Annotated in this window: 22 protein-coding genes and 1 pseudogene; 9 read left to right on the forward strand and 14 right to left on the reverse strand. The window is 66.6% G+C overall.

From position 1 onward, the window contains the following. Nucleotides 1-103 precede the first annotated feature (103 nt). The gene (gene msrA / locus DFO68_RS08705) at nt 104-736 is read left to right on the forward strand and encodes a peptide-methionine (S)-S-oxide reductase MsrA (protein ID WP_133483272.1); all 633 of its coding nucleotides are present in this window, start codon (nt 104-106) and stop codon (nt 734-736) included. Here msrA and DFO68_RS08710 read toward each other — a convergent pair. The 3 genes from DFO68_RS08710 to DFO68_RS08720 form a co-directional block, all read right to left on the reverse strand. Next, the gene (locus DFO68_RS08710; RefSeq protein WP_133483273.1) at nt 658-1,917 is read right to left on the reverse strand and encodes an MFS transporter; all 1,260 of its coding nucleotides are present in this window, start codon (nt 1,915-1,917) and stop codon (nt 658-660) included. The two genes, msrA and DFO68_RS08710, sit on opposite strands and share 79 nt — an antisense overlap. Nucleotides 1,918-2,038: 121 nt before the next feature. Next, entirely contained in the window at nt 2,039-2,677 is a 639-nt protein-coding gene (locus DFO68_RS08715) for an NlpC/P60 family protein (protein ID WP_432206836.1), read from the reverse strand. Between the two features lie 197 nt (nt 2,678-2,874). After that, entirely contained in the window at nt 2,875-5,340 is a 2,466-nt protein-coding gene (locus DFO68_RS08720) for a DUF1266 domain-containing protein (protein ID WP_133483274.1), read from the reverse strand. Between the two features lie 115 nt (nt 5,341-5,455). Here DFO68_RS08720 and DFO68_RS08725 point away from each other — a divergent pair. The 3 genes and pseudogenes from DFO68_RS08725 to DFO68_RS08735 all read left to right on the forward strand — a co-directional run. Next, nucleotides 5,456-5,771 (forward strand): annotated as a pseudogene (locus DFO68_RS08725) (aldehyde dehydrogenase family protein); the annotation flags it as partial. A gap of 70 nt (nt 5,772-5,841) precedes the next feature. Further along, nucleotides 5,842-7,140, forward strand: coding sequence for a 4-aminobutyrate--2-oxoglutarate transaminase (gene gabT, locus DFO68_RS08730; protein ID WP_133483275.1), 1,299 nt, complete (start codon nt 5,842-5,844; stop codon nt 7,138-7,140). 163 nt (nt 7,141-7,303) lie between these two features. Further along, complete coding sequence (locus DFO68_RS08735) at nt 7,304-7,918, forward strand: hypothetical protein (protein WP_133483276.1); 615 nt, start codon at nt 7,304-7,306, stop codon at nt 7,916-7,918. Between the two features lie 18 nt (nt 7,919-7,936). Here the strand turns inward: DFO68_RS08735 and DFO68_RS08740 are convergent, their stop codons facing one another. The 3 genes from DFO68_RS08740 to DFO68_RS08750 all read right to left on the reverse strand — a co-directional run bounded on the left by DFO68_RS08740 (nt 7,937) and on the right by DFO68_RS08750 (nt 9,978). Beyond that, on the reverse strand, nt 7,937-9,001 hold the full coding sequence (locus tag DFO68_RS08740) for a potassium channel protein (protein WP_133483277.1): 1,065 nt from the start codon (nt 8,999-9,001) through the stop codon (nt 7,937-7,939). A 99-nt stretch (nt 9,002-9,100) separates the two neighbouring features. Then, nucleotides 9,101-9,343: a GlsB/YeaQ/YmgE family stress response membrane protein gene (locus DFO68_RS08745; RefSeq protein ID WP_133483278.1), complete on the reverse strand. Its 243-nt coding sequence runs from the start codon at nt 9,341-9,343 to the stop codon at nt 9,101-9,103. 86 nt (nt 9,344-9,429) lie between these two features. Then, nucleotides 9,430-9,978, reverse strand: a complete 549-nt coding sequence (locus DFO68_RS08750; RefSeq protein WP_133483279.1) for a DUF924 family protein — start codon at nt 9,976-9,978, stop codon at nt 9,430-9,432. 84 nt (nt 9,979-10,062) lie between these two features. On the opposite strand from DFO68_RS08750, the gene DFO68_RS08755 reads away from it, so the two are divergent. The 3 genes from DFO68_RS08755 (at nt 10,063) to DFO68_RS08765 (ending at nt 12,828) form a co-directional block, all read left to right on the forward strand. After that, nucleotides 10,063-10,281, forward strand: coding sequence for a hypothetical protein (locus DFO68_RS08755; protein WP_133483280.1), 219 nt, complete (start codon nt 10,063-10,065; stop codon nt 10,279-10,281). Between the two features lie 85 nt (nt 10,282-10,366). Beyond that, nucleotides 10,367-11,761 (forward strand): YcjX family protein, encoded by a 1,395-nt coding sequence (locus DFO68_RS08760; protein WP_133483281.1) that lies wholly within the window; start codon nt 10,367-10,369, stop codon nt 11,759-11,761. Next, nucleotides 11,758-12,828, forward strand: coding sequence for a TIGR01620 family protein (locus tag DFO68_RS08765; RefSeq protein ID WP_133483282.1), 1,071 nt, complete (start codon nt 11,758-11,760; stop codon nt 12,826-12,828). The genes DFO68_RS08760 and DFO68_RS08765 overlap by 4 nt, the downstream gene beginning before the upstream one ends. Nucleotides 12,829-12,988: 160 nt before the next feature. Here DFO68_RS08765 and DFO68_RS08770 read toward each other — a convergent pair whose 3' ends face one another. The 4 genes from DFO68_RS08770 to DFO68_RS15990 are packed head-to-tail and all read right to left on the reverse strand — an operon-like array spanning nt 12,989 to nt 15,747. Next, a complete protein-coding gene (locus DFO68_RS08770) occupies nt 12,989-14,215 on the reverse strand; it encodes a TOBE domain-containing protein (protein WP_243726471.1) in 1,227 nt (408 codons plus the stop codon). Then, complete coding sequence (locus DFO68_RS08775) at nt 14,212-14,940, reverse strand: response regulator (protein ID WP_133483283.1); 729 nt, start codon at nt 14,938-14,940, stop codon at nt 14,212-14,214. The genes DFO68_RS08770 and DFO68_RS08775 overlap by 4 nt, the downstream gene beginning before the upstream one ends. Beyond that, nucleotides 14,937-15,377, reverse strand: coding sequence for an HAD family hydrolase (locus DFO68_RS15985; protein WP_347813124.1), 441 nt, complete (start codon nt 15,375-15,377; stop codon nt 14,937-14,939). The genes DFO68_RS08775 and DFO68_RS15985 overlap by 4 nt, the downstream gene beginning before the upstream one ends. Next, complete coding sequence (locus tag DFO68_RS15990; RefSeq protein WP_347813125.1) at nt 15,322-15,747, reverse strand: HAD family hydrolase; 426 nt, start codon at nt 15,745-15,747, stop codon at nt 15,322-15,324. The genes DFO68_RS15985 and DFO68_RS15990 overlap by 56 nt, the downstream gene beginning before the upstream one ends. 182 nt (nt 15,748-15,929) lie before the next feature. On the opposite strand from DFO68_RS15990, the gene DFO68_RS08785 reads away from it, so the two are divergent. Continuing rightward, complete coding sequence (locus DFO68_RS08785; RefSeq protein ID WP_133483284.1) at nt 15,930-17,870, forward strand: exoribonuclease II; 1,941 nt, start codon at nt 15,930-15,932, stop codon at nt 17,868-17,870. A 125-nt stretch (nt 17,871-17,995) separates the two neighbouring features. Next, nucleotides 17,996-19,114 (forward strand): glycosyltransferase family 4 protein, encoded by a 1,119-nt coding sequence (locus DFO68_RS08790; RefSeq protein WP_133483285.1) that lies wholly within the window; start codon nt 17,996-17,998, stop codon nt 19,112-19,114. A gap of 528 nt (nt 19,115-19,642) precedes the next feature. On the opposite strand, the gene sucD is transcribed toward DFO68_RS08790, so the two are convergent. The 4 genes from sucD to odhB all read right to left on the reverse strand — a co-directional run bounded on the left by sucD (nt 19,643) and on the right by odhB (nt 24,949). Beyond that, complete coding sequence (gene sucD / locus DFO68_RS08800; protein ID WP_133483286.1) at nt 19,643-20,515, reverse strand: succinate--CoA ligase subunit alpha; 873 nt, start codon at nt 20,513-20,515, stop codon at nt 19,643-19,645. Then, the gene (sucC, locus tag DFO68_RS08805) at nt 20,512-21,681 is read right to left on the reverse strand and encodes an ADP-forming succinate--CoA ligase subunit beta (RefSeq protein WP_133483287.1); all 1,170 of its coding nucleotides are present in this window, start codon (nt 21,679-21,681) and stop codon (nt 20,512-20,514) included. The genes sucD and sucC overlap by 4 nt, the downstream gene beginning before the upstream one ends. A gap of 139 nt (nt 21,682-21,820) precedes the next feature. Then, a complete protein-coding gene (gene lpdA, locus DFO68_RS08810) occupies nt 21,821-23,263 on the reverse strand; it encodes a dihydrolipoyl dehydrogenase (RefSeq protein WP_133483288.1) in 1,443 nt (480 codons plus the stop codon). Nucleotides 23,264-23,311: 48 nt separating this feature from the next. Then, nucleotides 23,312-24,949, reverse strand: a complete 1,638-nt coding sequence (gene odhB / locus DFO68_RS08815) for a 2-oxoglutarate dehydrogenase complex dihydrolipoyllysine-residue succinyltransferase (protein WP_133483289.1) — start codon at nt 24,947-24,949, stop codon at nt 23,312-23,314. Nucleotides 24,950-24,985 lie beyond the last annotated feature (36 nt).

A 24,985-nucleotide genomic window follows, 5' to 3' on the forward strand; every position in this document is an offset into this window, starting at 1 on the left:
TACGCGCAAGCGCACACAGTGTCCTGAAAGGAACGGGGAGGATAGGGAACTCAAGGGCATCACGTCCCTCCAATCCATCATTGCCGACCCATGGAGCCCTACGATGAGCGCCTCGCCCTTTCCTATCTTTTGTCGAATGACCTTGCTTGCTTTACCGGCCGCGATTGCCACCATCGGCCTCGCCCAGGCGGATGGTAAGAGCGCCAGTGCCGTCTTCGCCGGCGGCTGTTTTTGGTGCATGGAGCAAGCCTTCGACAAGGTCGAAGGGGTACTGGCGACCACCTCCGGCTACAGCGGTGGCCATACCGAAAACCCGACCTATGACCAGGTGGCAGCCGGCGGCACCGGCCATGCCGAGGTGGTCAAGGTCGACTACAACCCCAAGCAGGTGGATTACGAAACCCTGCTGCACGTGTTCTGGCGCAACATCGACCCGTTCGCCGAAAACCGCCAGTTCTGCGACCAGGGTTCCTCGTACCGCAGCGCCATCTTCCCCATGAACGAGGAGCAGCAGGCGAAGGCCGAGGCCAGCCGGGAGGCCATTGCCGAACGCTTCGATCAGCCCATCGCCACCGAGATCACCGATTTCGAGGCCTTCTACCCGGCCGAGGCCTATCACCAGGACTACTACCTCGAAAACCCGGTGCGCTATCGCTTCTACAAATCGGCCTGTGACCGCGTCGAACGCCTCGAGGAGATCTGGGGCGACGAGGCCGGCGCCAGCGCAGCGCCCTGATCCTCACGGCGCTCACGTCGCCACAGCCAGCCGGCCAGTGCCAGGGTTATCGCCAGCATCAGCCAGGAGGCAAGCGCCACTCCCTTCCAGCCAGCGGCTCGCCAGAACGGCTCCATCCAGAAGCCGCCTAGACTGGCGCCACTATAGTAGAACACCAGGTAGAGGGCCGAAGCGCTGCCCCGTGCCGAGCGCGCATGGCGTCCCACCCAACTCGAGGCCATCGAGTGGGCCAAAAAGAAGCCGAAGGCATTGACGGTCAGCCCGGTGATGATCCAGCCAAGCGATTCGGTCAGGGTTACCGCCGTGCCACCGATCAGGATCAGAACCCCCAGCATCATGCATGCCGGCTGCGACCAGCGGGTGGCCAGCCGGCCGGAGAGCGACGAACCGAGGGTGCCGCCCAGGTAGGTCAAAAAGATCAGCCCGAGCACTCGGGTACCCAATTCGAAGGGAGTGTCGGCCAACCGGAAGGTGATGTAGCTGTACTGATTGATGAAGATCAGGAAGTTGAGCCCTCCGATCAGGTAGGCGACAAGCAGTAGCGGATTACGCAGGTGGCCACCAAGGTCAGCCAGGGCATCGCGCAGTTTGAAGGGCCTTGGCGTAAAGGCACTGGCGGCGGGCAGCAGTTTCCAGAACAACGCCAGCCCTACCAGCGTCATGACCCCTACCGTCAGGAAGCTGGCAGGGGTTCCGCCGGCCTCAGCCACGGCGCCACCCACCACCCTGCCACTGATGCCGCCCAGGGAGTTGGCGCCGATATATAGCCCCACCGCCGAGAGTAGGGCCGGGCGCTCGAACTCGTCACCCATCCAGGCGATCGCCACCGCCGGCAGCCCACCCAGCACAAAGCCCTGCAGGGCGCGCATCGCCAGCAGCGTCTCGAAATTCGGCGCGAACGCTAGCCCCAGCGAGAGCAGCCCTGACGCCAGCAGGGTCAGACGCATGATGGCGCCCCGACCGATGGCATCCGAGAGTGGGCCAAACACCAGCAGCGAGGCGGCCAGCGCCAGCGTGGCGACCGACATCACCAGGCTGATGCCCAGGGTCGAGACCTCGAAGGTCTCGCGCAGCGCCGGCAGCAGGGGCTGGGGCGCATAGAGGTTAATAAAGACCAGAAAGGAACCCAGACACAGGGCCAGGGTAGCGCGCCACCAGGCGCGGGTATGTGCGGCGATCATGGTGTCCTCCGATGTGGCCGGCCATGAGCCATCGGCAAGCCTGTTAAGCCAGAAGGAGCTTCCAGATCATCACCCGTTGGCTGCCGCGCGACGCCTGGCGCAGGCAAGGATGCGCCTGGCCTCAGCCCTCGCCAGTCTCGCCCCGACGCCGGGACAGCAGAACCGGCTCCAGGGTACGCCTGGCCTGCCAGAAGTGACGCTGCCAATAGCGATTGTCGAGATTTGACATCATCACGCCCCGCGAGGTGGAGGCATGCAGGAAGCGTCCTTCGCCGACATAGATACCCACGTGGCGGTAACCCCCCCGAGAACGGAAAAACACCAGATCGCCAGGGCGCAGCGCATTACGCTTGATCTTGAGGCCGGCATGCACCTGCTGCTCGGTGGTCCTCGGCAGGTCCAGGCGAAAGGTGTCGCTGAAGATGTTTTGCACCAGGGCCGAACAATCAATCCCGCGCCGGCTACTGCCGCCCAGCCGGTAGGGTGTGCCAGCCCAACGCTCATGCTGGGCCAGCAGGGCCAGGCGGATCAACCTGGGCGGTGGGTTGTGCAGGGCGCGAACTGCCAAAATGGGATTGTCCCCGGGGGCCATCGGGGGATCGGCGGGCAACCCTGGCAGGTTCCGGGCAAAGTAGCCACCGCGGGCTTGCTGATCGACACCGCTCGAGGCGGCGCAGCCGGCCAGCATGGTCAAGGTGACACCCGTGGCGGTGATATGACACAAGCGTTTGACCAACATCCCGCGACGACCTCGTTCCATGAGTCCCCCCTTGAACAGCGACGCTGTGCATCGCATGTTCCCGAGGGTGTCGCTGTGGCAGTGCTAACGGAAACTGGCCGGCTGCACTGCCAAAGCGGCCTGTCGGCGACTCGCTGCCTGGTAAAGACTCCCGACAGGAGGAGCCATGTCATCAATGAGGTTGACTATAAACCATTCTTTTCGGGCAAGGCGAGCGCTCAGTGCAGGCTACGACTGTCGCCCGGCAACGTATCGATGTGCAATGGCGCCCAGTGCCGCGGCCTCGACCCGGGAAAGTCGAGGCTGGCCCAGGCCCCGGCCAGCGGCGGAGCGCCTGCGAGCCAGGCCACCAGCGCCTGGCGAAAGCCAGCTAGGAAGCTCTCGCGCTCCGGCGTCTCGCCCATGAAGAAAGAGAAGCCAGCATGCAGGCCGCGGGCATACGCTTCCCAGCCCGCATAGTGCTCGCCGGCCAGCGCATGGGCTCGCCCGAGCAGCTCCAGGAACACCGCTTCGTCGAGCCAGCCCAGCTGGCGGCCGGCAATGGCCAGGTCCACGGCCTGGGCGATATCCCAGGCGGCCAGATCGACCTCGTTGCAGCCGTCCTCATTATCCCTGACCCGCTGCAGGCGCAGCAGATGAGCGCCCTCTTCCTCATTGCAGGCGCCGCTCTCCAGGGTGGCGATCTCCGAGGCCAGCCGCCCGGGGTTAAGCGTGTAGGGGGCATAGGTAATCTGGTACTCCTGACGATCGCCGACCTCGATCAGGTACTCGAGGAACTCAGCCAGCTCCGCCGCCCCATGAAGGGCATAATGGCCATCGACCCAGTCACGGATGGCCGCGCATTCGCGTTCGCTCTCCGGCTGCGGCAGGCTCCAGGCCGGGCTGTTGAGCGGGCCAACCAGCGCCATCGCGGTGAAGTCGGCAAGCGTCGGCCGCGGGCCGGGCTCGCGCCAAGCCCCGCCGCGCCAGTCGAGCCAGTAGAAAAGACTCCCGGGGTCCTCCAGGTGCCAGCGGATCTCGGCGACCATCGGGGGCTGGTCGGGCTCGGGCAACAGGCTTTCCCAGTGGGCCCAGGCCTGTAGCAGGCGACGGGCATTGGCATAGAAGCGACACAGCGAGCCCTGCAGATCCTCGGCCAGTCTCGCCAGCCGGGTTGGGTCGAAATCCCCACTGTCCATGGCCATCTGCAGATGGAAGGCAAATTTCTCGGCCATGTGGATGGTCGCGGCATGCCGGCTCGCCTGCTTGAGAGCGTCTCGGCTCGCCAGCGCCTCCGCGGGCGGCGAGCCGAAGGGGGTCGCGGCCGGCGGCAGGGCACCATGGGCGGCATCCGCCGCCAGCTGGTTGAGGTGGTGGGCCTGGGCCGGCAGCCAGTAGCGGGACAGGGCCTCGACCCCTTCGTCGGCATGCAGGTCGAGGGTCTCGACCAGGTAGCGGCGCGCCTCCTCGCGGCGCGCCCGCGCCAACTCAGGCACCAGCCCCTGGCGGGCGGCGAACTCGGGCTCGCGCACTGCGGCCAGTGCCAGCGTCCAGTGGCGGGGATCGCCCCGCCAGGCCCGCAGCGCGATACGCGAGGCGTCGAGGGCCGTCTCGGGAATAAGCCCCTGCAGCGCCGGACGCCAGGGACTCACCGGCGAGTGCAGCAGTAGCGCCCAATCAGCCTGGAGGGCAGGCAGCAGGTTGCGACCTTCGAACAAGCTGCGACCACGCTGGTAGGCCCGCGCCATGGCGGGCCAGTCGCTGTAGCGGCGCAGTGCCAGGTCGGCACCATGGGTAGCGAAGTCACGGGCCTCCTGCACGTCCAGCCAGCCCAGACAGGCGCCGGCCCAGGCCAGGTCGATCAGCCGCAGCCAGTCCCAGGCGGCCCACTCCAGCGGCTCGCCCTGATCCAGAAAGTCCAGCAGCACCCGGCCGAAGCCGCGCTCGTCCCCGACCAGGGCCTCCCACCACTGCCGGCGGACCTCGCCGTCGGCCTCGAGCAGCCGCCCCGCCTCTAGGTCCCAGGCCTGGCGGTCGCCCTGGGAGGCCAGCCACAGCAGGCTGCGCACCAGATCCTCGCGGCAGCTGATCTGCCAGGCCTCCTCCAGCCAGCCCGCCAACCCCTGCCAGTCGTGCGGCCCGGCGGGCAGTTCGACGACCGGTGAGAAGGCAGCGCGCAGCCGCCAGACCTGATCCTCCGACGGCGTCGGCCAGAGCGCCGGCGGCGTGTCGTGGCTCGCCAGCCACTCCTGCAGCATCTCCCAGGTGACCCCCTCCCCGTCGTGCTCCAGGGCCGAGAGGGCCTCACAGGCCTCGAAAAAGCCGTCGTCGCCGCGCACCCAGCCCTCGTCGCTGCGGGCACGCAGCAGCGCCGAGAGCCAGGCATCGAGGCTGGCATGACGCGCGCTGATCTCCTCGGCCAGCCGTTGGGCCCAGGCGCGGGCACGGACCTCGCTGAGCCAGCCCGCGGCGCCGCCCAGGGCGATCGCCTCCAGGCCGGCCAGCAGCCTGGCCGGATCGACGCTGTTGCCGCTGGTACCTAAGGCTTCCAGCAGACACCAGCCCAGCTCGCCGCGGTCGGTCACCCCAAGCACGGCCAGCCGCTCGACGGCCATCTCGGCCTCGACCGACAGCGGATCGGGCGTAAAGACCCAATCGCACAGTACCAGCTGCTGGGCCCACCAGGCATTCAGGGGATCGACCAAGGCTCACCTCGCCATAACACCGGAACAAGGAAGAAGCCGCATACTGCGACAACTCGGCGCCCTAGTGTAGCGGAAAGCGTTGCCGACGCCGATGACCGAGTGGCCAAGCGCGTCCTTCCAGCCGACGATCATCACCGACGTGGCCGAGGCGACACAGCCCCCGAGGAGACCCTGGGTCCCCTGGCGCCAGGGGACCGCTTCGAGAGCGAGAAAGAGGCCATCGCCATGGCCAACGCCAGCGAATTGTCTCTTGCCGACTACTTCTTCCATGCCCGCGACGATCGGCGGATCGGGCATGTCATGGAGGGGCTGGAGTATGGCATGGTGAGAGAGGGAATGAAGGCATCCTCTCCACCGAGCTGGCACCCTTCGGTGAGGCCAAGGAGTCGGGGCCAGGACGCGATGGGGCGCGCCACGGCCTGGACGAGTAAACTGAACTAAAATACGTCTGCGTCGGCGGTCTGTGATCGCCCGCAACGTCTTACCAAGGAGGCAGGATCCATGAACAACGCACAGCTTAATGAACTCAAGCAGCGCTACGTGGCCAGCGGCGCGGCGAGCCCGGCCACCCAGTTTGCCGACCGTGCCGAGAACGCCGTGGTGTGGGACGCCGACGGCACTCGCATCATCGATTTCGCCGGCGGCATCGGCGTGCTCAACATCGGCCACCGCCACCCCAAGGTGGTCCAGGCGGTCAAGGACCAGCTCGACAAGGTGATGCACACCTGCCAGACCGTGATGCCCTATGAGGGCTACGTGAAGGTAGCCGAGAAGCTCAGCCAGGTCACCCCGGTGCGCGGCCATGCCAAGGTGATGCTGGCCAACTCCGGCGCCGAGGCGCTGGAGAACGCCGTCAAGATCGCGCGTGCCGCCACCGGCAAGAACAACGTGATCTGCTTCGACGGCGGCTACCATGGCCGCACCTTCATGACCATGGCCATGAACGGCAAGGTCGCGCCCTACGCCACCGACTTCGGCTCCATGCCGGGTAATGTCTTCCGCGCCCCCTACCCGGTACCCTATCACGGCGTCAGCGAAGATGAGGCCCTGCGTGGCCTGAAGATGGCGCTCAAGACCGACGCCAACCCCAAGGACACCGCCGCCATCGTGATCGAGCCGGTGCTCGGCGAAGGTGGCTTCTATCCGGCGCCGGCGAGCTTCCTAAAGGCGATCCGCGAGATCTGTGACGAACATGGCATGCTGATGATCGTCGACGAAGTGCAATCCGGCTTCGGGCGCACCGGCAAGCTGTTCGCCATCGAGCACAGCGGCGTCGAGCCCGACATCATCACCATGGCCAAGAGCATGGCCGACGGCATGCCAATCTCCGCGGTGGTGGGTACCGACAAGCACATGGATGCCTCCGGCCCCAACTCCCTGGGCGGCACCTACACCGGCAGCCCGGTCTCCTGCGCTGCCACCCTGGCCGTGCTGGAGGTCTTCGAGCAGGAGAACATCCTCGAGAAGAGCCAGGCGCTCGGCGACAAGCTGGCTAAGCGCTTCGCCCAGTGGCAGCAGCAGTTCGACTGCGTCGACAACGGCCGCAACATGGGCGCCATGGCGGCCATCGACCTGGTCACCGACAAGGCCAACCACACCCCGGACGCCGATCTGGCCGGCGCGCTGTGCAAGAAGGCCCGCGAAAAAGGGCTGATCCTGCTCTCCTGCGGCCTCTACGGCAACACCATCCGCTTCCTGATGCCGGTTACCATCGAGGATGAGATCCTCGAGGAAGGCCTCGCCATCGTCGAGGAGTCTCTCAAGGAGCTGGTCGGCAGCAAGAGCACCGCCACCGCCTGACCGAGCACGACCGGTAACGGAGCACGACCTAGCGCCCGGCTGGAGACAGCCGGGCGTGGGTATAGATGCCTAGTGGCGTTGACGCCATGCGACTGAAATCCTGCTATGGTCGCTGCCTGCCGCTCGGTCCTTCTCTGCTCGCTCGCCCATCGGAAATGGCGCCATGATTCTTCGCACCCTCTCCCTGCTGCGCTCCCTGCAGGGCGCTCATCATACGGTCAGCGATGCCCAGTCGCGCATCCAGCAGGCCTGCGACTACCGCTGGCTGCGACGCCAAATGCGCCACGCGGTGATCGCTGCCCGACAGGCCTCGCTGGCCGACGGGACCCCCGCCGTCTCGGTCGTCGTGCCCTTCGTGGCCACCCCTGCGCGGCGCCGCGGGGGCCGCTGGCCACAAGACCCCGACGAACGGGAGCGCTGCTTCGTGGAGGGAGCCCATGCCTGCCGGGCCGCCGGGGCCCCGGGCTACCGCAAGCTGGAGAGCCTCTCCCAGGGGCTGGCCCAGGGGGGCATGGCCGTATTGAAGGATGCGGCACGCTTCCAGTACCTACTCGACCAACAGGCCCTGCGGCTCACCTGGCGACGCTCGGGCAGCCTGCCGAACGATCTCGCCCGGCAGCTCGGCCAGCGCCTGTGCGACGACGATGCCGAGCGTCACGGCCTCTTCCTGCTGACTCTGAAGGTGCCCGCCTCGCCACCCTCAGGCAGTCTCGAGGGTGCCTGGCTGGATAACTGCCTGGATCGTTACCGGCGCATCCTGCCGACATCTTCTGGCTGAACCGCCAATCGCCGCACGCTAGTCGCGCTCCGCGGCCAGGTAGCGGGCCATCTCGTCGGAGGGGATCCGACGCCCGGCGATGTAGAAGACCTCGTCACCCGCCGCCAGCAGCAGCTCGTCGTCAGGGTTGAGCACTGGATGCGGTTGTGCGGCCTGCCGGATCGCGATCAGCGAGGCCCGGCACTGGCGGCGCAGGCGCCTCGATACCCGTTCGACGCTGAGCGGAAGCGACGGCCCCGCGAGGCGGGTCGAGTACTGGGTCTGCGCCTGGTCAGCATCGACGAGCAGGCGCATGACCTCCTCGCTGCCAGGGTCGAGGGCGGCCTTGACCAGCATCTTCTGGTGCAGGGAGGGAATCACGTTCACCTTGGGGCAGTGAGTCTCGAGCAAACGCCCCACCATCTGGTTCTTCACGTAGGCGGTGATCCGACAGCGCTGATCGACGAGGGCGGAGAGATGCATGCAGACCAGGTTGGTCTCGCTGTCGTCCTCGACGTCGACCACCACCAGCGAGGCGTCCCTTGCCGAGGCGCGCTCATAGAGCGTCTCGTCCGACAGGGAGGCGGCCCGGAAGTACTCTACTCCCTGTTCGAGGAAGGGATTGCGCGTCGGGGCGTTGGCATCCACGCAGAGCGCCACCACTTGCCCGGGCCGCGCCTCCTCGCGGACCTGCCCGACCAGGGATTCGGTGTAGGCATTAAAGCCGACGATAACGATATGGTCCTTCTGCACGATCGATTGCTCCCCGTTGAGGCGCCGGGTGAACTGCGAGATCACCAGGGCGGAGGCCTTGCCCAGCAGGGTGGCAAACAGGCCGATGCCCACCGGAACAATGAAGAACACGACCATCAGCTGCCCGCCTTCGGTCACGGGGGAGTAGTCCCCATAGCCGACGGTGGAGATGGTGACGATCATGTAGTAGAGAAAGGTGGTCGGCGAGTCGATCAGGGCCGTCTCGCCGGTCAGCGTCAGGCCGAGCCAGGCGAGCAGCAGGTAGGCAACCAGCAACAGACCCAGCACCCCCCAGCCCATGTCGGCCACGCCGCGAATGAGTACCGCGCCGAATCGCTTCAGTACATCCATGGGTTTTCCTTGATACGGCCTGGCCAGGCCGATGGCGAGGCGACAGGCAAAACACCCTCGCCCTGGCCGCTTGCTGGAGCGAGGGTGCGTTGCGGCGCGTCAGGCCTTTTTGACCTTGGCGATCACCCACAGCAGCAGCACGGCGCCGACGATGGCGGTGACCAGCGAGCCGATGAAGCCACCAGCCTTGAGACCCAGCAGGCTGAACAGGCCGCCGCCGATCACGGCCCCCACCACGCCGACCCCGATATTGCCGAGGATGCCGAAGCCGCCGCCGCGCATGATATGGCCGGCGATCCAGCCGGCCAGGCCCCCGATGATCAACCAGGCAATGATTCCCATGACAGACACTCCTTATATGTGCTTGGTGAAGAACGCAACGGAACAAAACGTCTCGATGGTGCCTCCCCGAGCGCCAGGAGGAAAGCTCAAAATGCGCTACCCGGTTGCGCGAGGAAGGCTCGCTCCTCGAAAGTCGAGTCGCGACCGAGCGCCGCATTACGTTGAGGATAGCGACCAAAACGCTCGAGCACCTCGCGGTGGCGATGCTCGTGGCGCAGACTCTCCTCCAGCCCCGGCTGGGCAAACAGGCGCAGCGCCTCGTCGTGGATGATCAGCGACTCGCTGTGCATGTAAGGCATGAACAGGAAGGCCCGCCAGGGCACGTCCAGTAGCCGGTCCGCGCGCTGAGCGACTGCCTCCTGGGCCAGCACCAGGGCCAGGGGATCCCAGCTGAATGACTGGGCCGCGCCCCGATAAATGTGGCGCGGGAACTGATCGAGCATGATCACCTCAGCCAGACGGCCGCGGGCAGAGCCCCGCCACTGCCAGAACTCGCCACGCCCCGCGGCGGCCAGCCAGTCGCCAAAGCGCCGGGCAATCTCGGCATCCAGGGCGGGATCCTTGCGGAACCACTGGGCGGGCGCGAGCTCCCTGAACCAGAAGTCGATCACCGCTTCCGGGCGACGCTCCTCCATGATGATCTCCTATTCGCCCCGAGTAGAGCTGATATCATCACAGATTAGCCGCCCCACGCGCTGTCCACCACCGAAGGGAGCTACATGACTACCTACGAACTACTACAGATACTGGGTTACGCCTTCAACATCCTCGGCCTGCTAGTCTGCATCGGCGGCCTGACACTGGCCCGGCGCCCCGACCGCCGCCTGCTCGGCCGGGGGCTGGCGGCGCTGGGCTTCTTGATCGCTGCAACGCCGGTGCTGGTGCAGCTCCTCGGCCTGGTCGAACCCGTTCCGGTCGGCGCCCTGCCGACACGCTAGGCAGTGTCGCTTCATGCCCTGCACCTTGTCTGGTGAATGTCCGACCCGCACATTAGGGCAGCATACGACCCTGCAAGGATGCCCCATGCACAACCCGCTGACCCGTGAACTACATGATCTGCTCGAGCGCGGCCGCGACCGCCAGCTACGCCTGGCGGTGACCGGCCTGTCGCGCTCGGGCAAGACGGCCTTCCTCACCTCGCTAGTCAACCAGCTGCGCCATGCCGGCCTCGAGGCGCAGCTCGACCTACTGCCGGTCGCCCGCGAGGGGCGCCTGCTCGGGGCACGGCGGGTGCAGCAGCAGAACCTCGGCGTACCGCGCTTTCCCTACGACCAGGCCATGCAAGCCCTGGACGACCAGCCACCGCGTTGGCCCGAGCCGACCCGCGGCATCAGCGAGCTGCGTCTGGCGATCCGCTACCGACCAGCTCGGCGCGGCCTGCTCGGTGCCGAGACCCGCCAGCTGACCCTGGACCTGTTCGACTACCCCGGCGAGTGGCTGCTCGACCTGCCTCTGCTGGGGCACGACTACCTGAGCTGGAGCCAGACCCAGCGCCATGACGACGGCAGCGAGCGCGCCGCCCTGTTCGCCGACTGGCACCGTGCGGTGGCCAGCCTAGACCCCGCCGAGGAGGTCGACGAGACGCGCCTGGCCGAGATCGCCGAGCTGTATGCCCGGGGACTGCAGGCGGCCCGAGAGGCCGGCTTCGCCGACCTACAGCCAGGACGCTTCCTGCTGCCCGGGGAACTCGAAGGAGCCCCGGTGCTGCAGTTTTTCCCTCTGCCGGGCATCGGCGAGGCCGACCGCGACACGCTCGCCGCGCTGCCGGCCGAGAGCCTCTATGCCACCCTCGCCCGGCGCTTTCGCCACTACCAGCAGCATATCGTCAGGCCCTTTTATCGCGAGCACTTCCGCCGCTTCGACCGCCAGATCGTGCTGGTCGACGTGCTCGGCGCCCTCAATGCCGGCCCGGAGCGCTTCGAGGATCTCTCTCGCGCCCTGTCGAACCTGATGCAGAGCTTCGACTACGGCCGACGCAGCCTGCTGACACGTCTGTTCGCCCCGCGCATCGACCGACTGGCCATCGCCGCCACCAAGGCCGACCATGTCACCCCCGAACAACACGGCCGCCTGGTCACCCTGCTCGAGGCGCTGCTCGCCGATCCGCTCAAGGAGCTGCGCTTCGCCGACGTGCCAGTCCGGGCCCTGTCGCTGGCGGCAATCCGTGCCACCCAGAGCCGCGAGGTAACCCGGCAAGGGCGACGCTCCCCGGCCCTGCGCGGCACTGCCCTGACCGGCGAATCGCTGCTGCTGTTTCCCGGCGAGGTGCCCGACCGGCTGCCGGAGGCAGACTTTTGGACCCGCCAGGGCTTCAACTTCACGGCCTTTCGCCCCCTGCCCCGCGAGAAGGGGGCACCGCTGCCCCACATCCGCATGGATGCCGCCCTGGACTGGCTGATCGGAGACAAGCTGTCATGACCCCTACCCGCGAACAGGATCCCCGCCCGGGCGAGCGCTTCACCCTCGATGACGCCTCAACCGCGGAGGCCGACACCCGGGATCCCCAGCCCGGGCGGCACTTCGAGACCGGAGCGCCGAGCCAGCCGCTGGCCGAGCCACAGGCCGATGCGCCCGCCAGCGAACGAGCGCTGGGGGATGGCCTGATGCGCCCGCGCAAGCGGCGCTGGGGGCTGCTTATGCTACTCGGCGGCAGCCTGGGCCTGGGCGCGCTGGAGGCCGGTCGGACCCTGCAGGCCGCCAGCCTCGGTAGCGACTGGCTGGCCGGCGGCTGGAGCCTGCTGCTGCTGCTGGCCCTGGGCCTCGGCGGCTCGGCGCTGCTGCGCGAGCTTTGGCGCCTGCGCCGCCTGACTCGCCACGCCCGGCTGCGCGAGCGTCTCGCTGCTTTGCCCGAGGCCACCCCGGCCCGGGCGCAGGCGCTGGCCGAGCAGCTGCGCCGCGACCTTGGCCTGGACGACGACCATCCCCACTGGCAGGCCTTCCTGGCGGCCCGCGAGCCCCACCATGATGGGCGCGACACCCGGGCACTGCTCACCCATCACCTGCTCGCCCCCCGCGACAGGGAGGCCCGCCGGCTGATCTCGCGGATGTCCGGCGAGACGGCGGTGATGGTGGCGGTGAGCCCATTGACCCTGGTCGACATGGCACTGGTCGCCTGGCGTCATCTGGCGATGGTCGACCGCCTGTGTCGCCTCTACGGACTGGAACTGGGCTATGCGGCACGCCTGCGGCTGCTACGTGGCGTGCTCTACCAGATGGCCTTCGCCGGGGCCAGCGAGATCGCCAGCGAGGCGAGCATGCAGATGCTGTCGATGGACCTGGCCGGCAAGCTCTCGACGCGTGCCGCCCAGGGCCTCGGCGTCGGGCTGCTGGGCGCGCGCCTGGGACTGCGTACCCAGCGCCTGGCCCGGCCACTGGAATTCGCCGCGGACGAGGCCCCGCGCATGGCCGGCCTGCGCCGCGATCTGTGGCAGCAGCTGCGCCGCCTGGAAGCCGGCGAGGAAAGCGCCAAGGCCCACCATCCTTGAACCTGCTGCATATTCCCGAGCAACTCGCCCCTGAGACGCCGGTTCTGGGACATCGGAGCCATCGCCATCGAGGCCTTGCGGGAGAAGCGCGAATCCATCGACCATCGGGTTGTGGACCGCGCCGTCGACTGCACCGTGATCAGCGTGCGCTGAACACCGGTCAGGCCAGCCGCCGCTGGCTCTCGCTATCGAAGAGCACGGCGCGTCCCATGTCGACCCGCAGGGACAACCGCTCCCCCGCTGCCACCCGGCACTTGGGACCCACCCGGGCGGTGACCTCGCTCTCCCCCAGCGGCATATTCAGCAGGATGTCCGCCCCGGTCGGCTCGACCACGCTGACCCGCGCCTCCAGCAGGGTGCCTTCGGCCTGTTCGCTCAGCCGTCGGTCCTCCTCGCTGAAGTGCTCCGGCCGCAATCCCAGGATCACCGGCTGACCGACACGTTCGGGCAGGGCCGGGGTCTCCCGCGATGTCGGCCAGGGCAGTATCAAGTCCTTCTCGCCCGCGGTGGCAATCCGCAACCGGTAGTCCCCCGCTTGCCCCTCCAGGGTGGTGGTGATGAAGTTCATCGAGGGGGAGCCCATGAAGCCGGCGACGAAGATATCGACCGGGTCGTTATAGACCTCGTCCGGCGTGCCCAGCTGCAGGATGTGACCATCACGCATCACGGCGATGCGATTGGCCAGGGGCTTCACCGAGGTGATCAGCATCACCACCAGCGGCAGCAGATAGAACAGCCCGGCCAGCAGGCGCTCACCGGAGAGCCAGGCGCGCTTCTCGAATACCTCGGCGATCGGCAGGATGGTGGCCAGATAGAGCCAGGTCGCGGGCTCGAGCTCGAGCTGCACGACCAGGATCGGCGGTGAGAGGGGTTCCATCAGCAGGCTGTGCTGACCCCAACGCGGCGGCAGGTCCTTCAGCAGCACCTCGTTGTTGAAGACACGCAGGGTCTCGGGGCGTGAGAACTCCACGCTCACCGCGTCGATGTCGAGCTGCTCGGTAAGGATGCGGCGGAAGGTCTCCACCACCCGGGCCTTCTCAGGCCCCTCGCCGATATCGGCCACGTCCAAGCGCTTCTCGTTGACACTGACGAAGAAGCGAGGTCCGCCCATATCGCGCAGCTGGTCCAGGACGATGTGCCGGTATTCCCTCGGCAGCGACCGGAAGAAGCGCATGGTGGACGCCACGCTGAAGGCCACATTGCTGGACAACTCTTCGAGCTGGGCCAGGCGGCTGTCGCGCACCTGGGAGGTCCAGATCACGTAGCTGGCGAGCTGCGCAGCCAGCACCCCGACCACCATGATCAGCACAAAGCGACCGCGCAGGGTACCCGGCAGGCTACGTGCCAACCGCCGGCGCAGCCGTCGCCACCGGGTGTCGGCGGTCATGGAAGGACCTCAACCCGGGCGGTGAGCACGTAGCCCGCCCCGCGCACCGTGCGGATCAGCTGGGAGTGCTGGGCATCCTCGCCGAGGCGCCGTCGAAGGCGACACACATGCACATCGATGGAACGGTCCAGGGGCGGCGCCGGTCGCCCGCGGGTCAGTTCGAAGAGTGCATCCCGCGACAGCACCTGCCCAGGATACTCGAGGAACACCTGCAGCAGCTGGAAGTCCGCGCCGGACAGCGGGATGTGCCCTCCCTGGTCATCGACCAGCTCGCGGGTCAGGCGATCCAGTCGCCAGTCGCCGAAGGCCACCCGCCGTGCCTGGGCCGGACTCACCGGCTCCTCCTGGTGGCCCCTGGCGCGACGCAGCACGGCCTTGATCCTCGCCAGCAGCTCGCGGGGGTTGAAAGGCTTGCCCAGGTAGTCGTCGGCGCCCAGTTCCAGGCCCAGTATGCGGTCGGTCTCGTCGGCGCTGGCGGTCAGCATGATGATCGGCACGTCGCTGTGGCGACGCAGCTCCCGGCAGAGGGTGAAGCCGTCGTCGCCGGGCATCATCAGGTCCACGATCAGCAGGTCCGGCGTCTCGATCTCCAGCAGCCGACGCAGTGCCTCGGCATCCTCGGCCATCAGGGCACGCAGGCCGTGGCGGCCGAGGTAGTCGGCCAGCAGCTCGCGGATCTCGGGGTCGTCGTCGACCACGATCAGAGTAGCGGGAAGGGTAGTCATGGCCGCGACCTCAGGTCGAAGCGTGCGCGCAGCCGCTCGGCCACCCCCTGGAGGTCGTGATGGCCGATGCGCTCGGCCGCGGGGAGCCGGCCGGCCAGTTCGGGATGAGCATTGGCCATGACGTGAGCCTCGCCGGCCAGGGCGAGCATCTCGATGTCATTGAGGTTGTCGCCGAAAGCCAGGCACGCCTCGGGGCCGAGCCCCAAACGCTGGAGTAGCACGGCGAGGGCGGTGCCCTTGTTGACGCTCCTGGCCATGATCTCCAGCGACGTGGCCATCGACCAGGTCAGGTGCAGCCGCTCGCCATGGTGGGCGCGAATCGTCGCCGCCAGCCGGCGAACCTCGAACGGGTCGCCGATATACAGCACCTTGCCGACCCCCTCACCGTCGAGTTCGCCGGGGGTCGGCGACCCGATAGCCGAAGCCGGTATGGGCATGCAGCGCCAGCAGCGCCGGGGCCTCGGCATCGATCAACCACTCGTCGTCGTGATAGAGATTGAGGCGTACCCCGGCGGGGCGGGGCAGATCGATCAGCTCGCGGGCCAGCTCCGCCGGCAGATGGCGAGCCTCAACCAGGCCGTCGTTGGGGTCGTGAGTATAGGCGCCGTTGGTACTGATTACATGCACCGGTACGCCCAGGCGCTCGCGGAAGCGCTGCATGTCCCGGAAGTGGCGTCCCGAGGCGAAGGCCAGGTGGTGGCCCCGCCCCGCCAGGGTGCGCAGCGTCTCGACGGTGGTCGGGTGCAGGTCATGGTCGGCCCCGAGCAGGGTGCCGTCGAGGTCGGAGACGATCAGTCGTGGGGTCATGGGGCCTTCCGCGTATCGTGTAGTCTTCAGGCTACCGAAGGTACTCCCGCCTGTCTTCCCTGCCTCACCTCGGCCAGGCTGCCATCTCAAGCGCCTGATTCCCTTTAGTGCCCTGCAGACCGTTTGGCGGCAGGGTCGCGAATCCGTATAGTAGCCCTTCTACCCGCCAACCGATCGTGACCATGCTGCAGAACAACTCGGCGCTTGCCCAGCTCAAGCAACAAATCCGTTCCAACACCCCTCGCGTCGAGGGCGTGATCAAGGCTACCGACAGGGGCTTCGGTTTCCTCGAGACCGACGATGGCAACTCCTACTTCGTGCCGCCTCCCGCCATGAAGCTGGTGCTGCATGGTGACCGCGTCGGGGCTATTCTCCACGAGGAGGGTGACAAGACCTCGGTCGAGCCCGACACCCTGATCGAGACCGGCATGCAGCGCTTCATCGCCCGGGTGCAGAAGCGCGACGCTCGTCTGGCGGTGATTCCCGATCACCCCTCGATCAAGACCGCCCTCAAGGCGCGCATCAAGCGCAGCCTCGACGAGGCGAGCATCGGCGACGGCGACTGGGTGGTGGCCCGCCTGGTACGTCACCCTCTCAAGCCCGACGACCGCGCCTTCTTCACCCAGATCGACGAACTGGTGGCCAAGACCGACGACCCGGCCGTGCCGTGGCGGGTGACCCTGGCCCGCCATGCCCTGGAGCAAGAGTGCCCGGACGCCAGCGACGACTGGCCGCTGCGCGACGAGGGTCTGGTGCGCGAAGATCTGACCGCTGAGCCCTTCTTCACCATCGACAGTGAGAAGACCCGCGACATGGATGACGCCCTGCGCATCCGGCCCCGCGAGGATGGCGGCTGGTCGCTGACGGTGGCCATCGCCGATCCCACCGCCTACGTGGAGGAAGGCCACGCCGCCGACCTTGAGGCCCGCACCCGCGCCTTCACCGTTTATCTACCGGGCCAGAACGTAACCATGCTGCCCGAACAGCTGGCCGACGACCTCTGCTCGCTGTGGGAGGGCAAGGATCGCCCGGTGCTGGCCTGCACCCTGGACATCGGCGCAGACGGCAGCCTCGGCGACTACCGCTTCTTCGCCGCCACCGCGCGCTCCCATGCCAAGCTCGCCTACGACCGCGTTTCCGACTGGCTAGAGGGCCAGGGCGACTGGGCGCCGGCGGAGGAGATCGGCGAACAGCTCAAGGCACTCGAAGCCATGACCGAGGCGCGCAGCGCCTGGCGGGCGGCCCACGCCCTGGTGTTCAAGGACCGGCCCGACTTCGTCTTCGAGCTGGACGAGGCCGGCAACGTGCTGGACATCCGCACCGAGCATCGGCGCATCGCCAACCGCATGATCGAGGAGTCGATGATCGCCGCCAACGCCTGCTGCGCGCACCTGCTCGCCGAGCATGTCGGCCACGGCATCTTCAACGTCCACCGCGCCTTCGAGCCGGAGAAGGCCGAGGCCGCCCAGGAGTTCCTGGCCAGCCAGGACATCCAGGTGGAGCGCGAGCAACTCACCGAGCTGCCCCGCTACACCGAGCTCAAGCGCGAGCTCGAGGGCCGCGACGACGCCTGGCTGGATGCCCGCCTGCGCCGCTTCCAGGGCTTCACTAGCATGTCCGCCCAGCCCGGCCCGCACTTCGGCCTGGGACTGGCCGCCTATGCCACCTGGACCTCACCGATCCGCAAGTACGGCGACATGGTCAACCATCGGCTGATAAAGCGGGTCCTCAAGGGCGAGCAGGCCCCCGCCGAGGCCAGCCAGCAGCTCACCGAGCAGCTCACCGAGCGTCGCCGCCTGAACCGCATGGCCGAGCGCGACGTCAAGGATTGGCTCTACGTGCGCTACCTGACGCCGGCCGCCCAGACCCAGCAGACCTTCGAGGCCGAGATCGTCAACGTCAACCGCGGCGGCATGCGGGTACGCCTGACCGCCAACGGCGCCACCGCCTTCATCCCGGCGCCACTGATGCACAGCGACCGCACCAAGGTGGCGATCGACGACAAGGAGGGCCGCATCCAGATCGAGGGTGAGGAGCGCTTCAAGCTCGGCGACGTGATCCACGTGGTGCTGACCGAGGCCCGCGAGGAGACCCGCTCGCTGGTGGGGCGCCCCGCGGACTGACCGCTCGGCAACGACAGGCAGCACTGGACGGCGACCCTCGGGTCGCCGTCTCGCGTTGCGGCTGTCGCACAACTGTCGCATGGCCGCCCTAGGCTGGCAGAGCACACCAGCGCCAGGAGGGGGCCTTGCATATCGTCGACGTCACCATGTTCCACGCGCCTGCCAGCGGCGGGGTGCGCACCTACCTTGAGGCCAAGCATCGCGTGCTGGCCGCCCGGCCGGGCCTGCGCACCAGCCTGCTGGTGCCTGGCGCCGAGCGAAGCTCGCTCGGTGGGGTGCATACCCTCCCCGCCCCGCAGATTCCCCTTGGCCAGGGCTACCGTTTCCCGCTGCGCCGCCGCCCCTGGCGCGATGCCCTGATAACAATGGCCCCCGACCTGATCGAGGCCGGCGACCCCTATGTCACCGCCTGGGCCGCCGTGGAGGCCGGCCAGGCCAAGGGGGTGCCCACGGTGGGCTTCTTCCACTCCGACCTACCGAGGCTGATGGGTGATCGCTTCGGAGCCGGTGTTCGCCAACGCCTGCAGCGCTACGTGGGCGACCTCTATGGCCACTTCGACAGCGTGCTGGCACCCTGCACCGCTATGGCTGAGCGACTGGCCGACTGGGGCGTGGAACAGGTGCGCGTACAGCCGCTGGGCGTCGACCTCGAGGCCTTCCACCCGCAGCATCGTGACCCCGGACTACGCCGACGCCTGGGTCTGGGCGACCACCAACGCCTGCTGGTCTTTGCCGGTCGCCACTCGCCGGAGAAGCACATCGAGGTGCTGCTCAACGTGATGCAGCGGCTGGGTGCCGATTACCACCTGCTGCTGATGGGGCCGGAGATGCCCACTCGCGTCCCCGACAACGTCAGCGTCGTGTCCTGCTACTGCCCACCCAGCGAAGTCGCCACCGCTCTGGCTAGCGCCGATGCCATGCTGCACGCAGGCACCCGCGAGACCTTCGGCCTGGTAGCCCAGGAGGCCATGGCCTGCGGGCTACCGGTGGTAGCCGCGAGGGCTGGTGCCCTGAAGGAGTATGTGCCGCTGGGTGCCGGGATCCTCTGCCAACCACGTGATCCCGACGCCATGGCCCGCGCTGTGCGAGAGCTGTTCCTCAATGACCCTGTCGCCATGGGCCGGCATGCCCGCCGACACGTCGAGCGCCACTTCGACTGGGAGCGGGTCATCGATGACCTGCTGGGACACTATCGGCAACTGCATCACGGCAGTGAGCGCCATGCCCTCCACCGAAACGGCTGATTCTCGCCGCTCCTTGCCGCGCTGGCGAGCGCAGCACGGGATCGTATTGGCACTGATGGCGTCGCTGCTGGTTACCTCCGGGCTGGGTGGGCCCGGCACCCTGGAAGCGGTCAAGCGCTTCCCGCTGGGCGTACTCGCCCTGATGCTGCTGATGGCAGTCCTGTGCTGGAACCTCAACGCCGCTCGGCTGCGCTTGATGCTGGCTGGCCGGGCCCGGCCGGCTTGGGCAGCGCGGAGCACTGGGCATCGAACTAACATCCAAGTTCGCCCTATGTGCCACGCCCAGATATCGACCTATCGCCTAGTGCGACGTCCGCCCCCGAGGAAAGCTAAGAGCCTTCCCATCTCACGAAATGACGCTACTACTTCAGCAACCCAGCGCTTGCATGCCGTGTTCCCCCAATAAGGCGCATGCTGCGGCGAAAGGTCGAGGAGATGGTCAGCTGAGCCAAGCTGTTGGCCAGCCACCTACGCGAAAGGGCACCCGAAGGTGCCCTCTCGTGTTGCCGTCTGCTGCCGGCGCCCGGCTTACCAGCCGGTAGCGGCTTTCAGCGCGTCACCGATCTCGGCCAGCGAACGCACGGTTTTCACGCCTGCCGATTCCAGGGCAGTGAACTTCTCGTCCGCGGTGCCCTTGCCACCGGCGATGATGGCCCCCGCATGGCCCATTCGCTTGCCGGGAGGTGCGGTGACGCCGGCGATGTAGGAGACCACCGGCTTGGAGACGTTGGCCTTGATGTAGGCCGCCGCCTCTTCCTCGGCGGTGCCGCCGATCTCGCCGATCATCACGATCGCCTCGGTCGCCGGGTCCTTCTCGAACTGCTCGAGGATGTCGATGAAGGTGGAGCCCGGGATAGGATCACCGCCGATGCCCACGCAGGTCGACTGGCCGAAGCCATGGTCGGTGGTCTGCTTGACGGCTTCGTAGGTCAGGGTGCCGGAACGCGACACGATGCCGACCCTGCCCGGCTGGTGGATGTGCCCCGGCATGATGCCGATCTTGCTCTCGCCCGGGGTGATCACGCCGGGGCAGTTGGGGCCGATCAGGCGCACGCCCAGCTCGTCGCACTTCACCTTGACGTCGAGCATGTCCAGGGTCGGGATGCCCTCGGTGATGCAGACGATCAGCATGATGCCGGCATTGGCGGCCTCGAGGATGGAGTCCTTGCAGAACGGGGCCGGCACGTAGATCACGCTGGCCTCGGCGCCGGTCTCGGCCACGGCTTCCTTGACGGTGTTGAACACCGGCAGGCCCAGGTGCTCCTGGCCGCCCTTGCCCGGGGTCACGCCGCCGACCATCTGGGTGCCGTAGGCGATTGCCTGCTCGGAGTGGAAGGTCCCCTGCCCGCCGGTGAAGCCCTGGCAGATGACCTTGGTGTTCTTGTCGATCAGGATGCTCATGACTTGCCCTCCGCTGCCTTGACGACCTGCTGAGCCGCATCGGTCAGGCTGGTAGCCGCGATGATGTTCAGACCACTGGACGCCAGCTTCTCGGCACCCAGCTCGGCGTTGTTACCTTCCAGACGCACCACCACCGGCACGTTGACGCCCACCTGCTCGACGGCACCGATGATGCCCTCGGCGATCATGTCGCAGCGCACGATGCCGCCGAAGATGTTGACCAGCACGGCCTTTACGGAATCGTCGGAGAGGATGAGCTTGAAGGCCTCGGCCACACGCTCCTTGGTGGCACCGCCGCCCACGTCGAGGAAGTTGGCCGGCTGGCCGCCGTTGAGCTTGATGATGTCCATGGTGCCCATGGCCAGGCCGGCACCGTTGACCATGCAGCCGATGTTGCCTTCCAGGGCCACGTAGTTGAGCTCCCAGGCGGCCGCCTCGGCCTCGCGTTCGTCTTCCTGGGACGGGTCACGCATCGCCTGTAGGTCCGGATGGCGATACAGGGCGTTGCCGTCCAGGTTGATCTTGGCATCCAGGCAGTGGAGGTTGCCCTCGTCGGTTACCACCAGCGGATTGATCTCCAGAAGCGCCAAGTCCTTGTCGTGGAACAGCTTGGACAGGCCCAGGAAGATCTTGGTGAACTGCTTGACCTGGTTGCCGCTAAGCCCCAGGGCGAAGGCCAGCTCGCGTGCCTGGTAGGGCTGAGCGCCAACCAGTGGGTCGATCTCGGCCTTGAGGATCTTCTCGGGGGTCTCCTCCGCGACCTTCTCGATCTCCACGCCGCCCTCGGTGGAGGCCATGAACACCACGCGACGGGTGCCACGATCGACCACGGCGCCCAGGTAGAGTTCGTTGGCAATGTCGGTGCAGGTCTCGACCAGGATCTTGGTGACCGGCTGACCCTTCTCGTCGGTCTGGAAGGTCACCAGGTTCTTGCCCAGCCAAGACTCGGCGAAGGCCTGGGCCTCCTCCGGGCTCTTGATCAGCTTGACGCCACCGGCCTTGCCGCGGCCTCCGGCGTGGACCTGGGCCTTGACCACCCACTTATCGCCACCGATCTTCTTGCAGGCTTCCGCCGCCTCCTCGGGGGTGTCGACGGCGAAGCCCTTGGACACCGGCAGGCCATAGTCGGCAAACAGCTGCTTGCTCTGATACTCGTGAAGGTTCATCGGTTCATGCCATTGGTTGCATGTGACTCGAACGGTGACAGGACTCGCCGCCTCCGGGCAGCGCTCGCCGCGTCACCACCGTTCGCCTCCGATACGTGGCCGGAAGCGATGCGCCACCTTTCGGTGGCGCTTGTTGTGCTTACTTCTTTTTCTTCTTGCGGTTGGCCATGTGGATGGCATGACCTTCTACCGCTAGGGCGGCCTCATGCACCGCTTCCGACATGGTCGGGTGGGCATAACAGGTCAAGGCCAGATCTTCGGCACTGGAACCGAACTCTAGCGCGATCACGCCCTGGGCGATCATCTCGCCGGCGTGCTGTCCGACAATATGCATGCCCAGCACGCGGTCGGTCTCGGCATCGGCGATGATCTTGGCCTGGCCCTCGGTAGCATTGTTGGCCATGGCGCGGCCACTCGCCGCGAACGGGAAAGTGCCCGTCTTGACCTCGATGCCCTTGGCCTTGGCTTCCTGCTCGGTAAGGCCCACCCAGGCCACTTCAGGGAAGGTATAGATGACGCAGGGAATGGCATCGTAGTTCATCTCGGCCTTGTGACCGGCGATGATGTCGGCGACCATGATGCCTTCCTCGGAGGCCTTGTGGGCCAGCATCTGGCCGCGCACGCAGTCACCGATGGCGTAGACGCCCGGCAGGCTGGTGCGGCACTGGTCATCGACATGGATGAAACCTCGCTCGTCCAGGTTGACCTCGACACCATCGGCGACCACGCCCTTGGTGTAGGGCTTGCGGCCTACGCAGACGATTAGCTTGTCGAAGGTCATCTCCTGCTCGCCCTCGGCATCGGTGTACTTGACGACGACCTCGTCGCCCTTGACCTCGGAGCCGGTGACCCGTGCGCCCAGCTTGATGTCCAGCCCCTGCTTCTTGAGCAGCTTCTGGGTCTCCTTGGCGATGGCCGTGTCGACCATCGGCAGGAAGTCATCCAGCGCCTCGAGCATGGTCACTTCGCTACCCAGGCGATTCCACACACTGCCGAGCTCCAGGCCGATCACCCCAGCACCGATCACGCCCAGGCGCTTCGGGGCCTCCTGAAACTCGAGGGCGCCGGTGGAATCGACCACCAGGTCATCCTTCAGCGGAGTCGGCGGAATCTCCACCGGCACGGAACCAGCGGCAATGACGATATTATCGGCGTCATAGGTGGTCGCCTTGCCATCCTGGTCGGTTACCTCGACCTGCTTGGACGAGATCACCTTGCCGGTGCCCTCGATGGCTGTGACGCCGTTGGCCTTGAACAGAGCGGAGATGCCGCCGGTCAGGTTCTTCACGATCGTGTCCTTGCGGGCCATCATCTTCTTGATGTCCATGCTGACATCGCCCGTCTTGATCCCCAGATCATCGAAGTCGTGCTTGGCCTCGACGAATTTGTGGGAGGCCTCCAGCAGCGCCTTGGAAGGGATACAGCCCACGTTCAGACAGGTTCCGCCATGAACGACCTTGCCTTGCTTGCCGATCCACTTCTCGACGCAGGCGACCTTCAACCCCATCTGGGCGGCGCGGATGGCGGCCACGTAGCCCCCGGGGCCTGCACCGATCACGATTACTTCAAACTTGTCAGCCATGTTGGCTCCTTCGTTGCTTGTCGCTGAAGAACGCAGTGGGCGCGGGGTTCAGATGTCCAACAGCAGGCGTGCCGGATCCTCGAGCAGCTCCTTGATGGTCACCAGGAACTGGACCGCATCCTTGCCATCGATCATGCGGTGATCATAGGAGACCGCCAAATACATCATCGGACGGATCTCGACCTTGCCGTTCACCGCCATGGGACGCTCCTGGATCTTGTGCATGCCCAGGATGGCGGTCTGCGGTGGATTGATGATCGGCGTAGACATCAACGAGCCGAAGATGCCGCCGTTAGTGATGGTAAAGGTACCCCCTTGCATCTCGTCGATGCCGAGCTTGCCATCACGGGCTCGTTTCCCGAAATCGACGATACCCTTCTCGACGTCGGCGATCTTCATACTGTCGGTATCGCGCAGCACCGGTACCACCAAGCCCCGATCGGTGGATACGGCGACACCGATATCCTGGTAGCCATGGTAGACGATGTCGGTACCGTCAATGGAAGCGTTGACGTCCGGGAAGCGCTTGAGCGCCTCGCTTGCGGCCTTGACGAAGAAGCCCATGAAGCCGAGCTTGACTTCATGGGACTTGAGGAAGGTGTCCTTGTACTGGGCCCGCAGGTCCATCACCGCGCCCATGTCCACCTCGTTGTAGGTGGTCAGCATGGCGGCGGTCTGCTGGGCCTGCACCAGGCGCTTGGCGATGGTCTGGCGCAGGCGGCTCATCGGCACGCGCTTCTCAGGACGCTCGCCTTCCACTGCCGGAGCGGTCGTGGCGGCAGCGGTCTGGGCACCACTGGTCGACCGAGTCTCTGGTTTGGCGGTCTTTTTCTTCGCCGAGCCCTCCTTCACGGCCTTTTGCACGTCCTCCTTGAGGATGCGGCCACCCTTGCCGGTGCCCTCGATGGCATTGACGTCGAGGTCGTGCTCAGCGACCAGCTTGCGCGCCGCCGGGGCAAGGATCTTGTCGCCCACTTTCTCGTCGCTCGCGCCGTCATCGGCGGAGGCTGCCGCCTTGCCTTCACCGATCTGCGGGGCGGCATCACCGCCGGCGCCTTCGCTGAAGATCGCCAGCACCTGCTCGGAAGTGACCTGACTGCCCTCCTCGGCCTTGATCTCGGTGAGCGCACCGTCGGTCGGCGCGACGACCTCAAGCACGACTTTGTCGGTCTCGATCTCGGCCAGCACCTCGTCGCGCTTGACCGCCTCGCCGACCTGCTTGTTCCAGCTGGCCACGGTGCCTTCCTGGATCGACTCGGGGAAAGTCGGCGCCTTGATCTCGTGAATCTTGTCGCCGGAGGCTGGCGCGGAATCGTCCTTCTTCTCGGCGTTCTCGGCGTCAGCCTTCTCGGCGGTATTCTTCTTATCGGCCTTGTTCTCGTTTTTCTTGTCAGACGTGTCCTCGCCCTTCTTCTGGGACTCGGCTTCCTCCTTGTTCTTCTCGGCCTTACTTTCGCCGAGGCGACCCAGCACCTGTTCTGACTCCACGGTGTCGCCCTCTTCCACCAGCACCTCACTGAGTGTGCCAGCCTCCGGGGCCACGACCTCGAGCACCACCTTGTCGGTCTCTATCTCGACAATCAGCTCGTCACGTTCGACGCTGTCACCGACTTTCTTGTGCCAGGCCGCCACGCTGCCCTCGGCGACGGATTCCGGAAAGGTAGGTGCCTTGATATCGGTAGCCATGTCGTATCCCTTGTCTGTTCTCTCTCGTCCCGGTGG

The sequence above is a fragment of the Halomonas ventosae genome (assembly GCF_004361885.1).
GTDB classification, from domain to species: Bacteria; Pseudomonadota; Gammaproteobacteria; order Pseudomonadales; family Halomonadaceae; genus Halomonas; species Halomonas ventosae_C.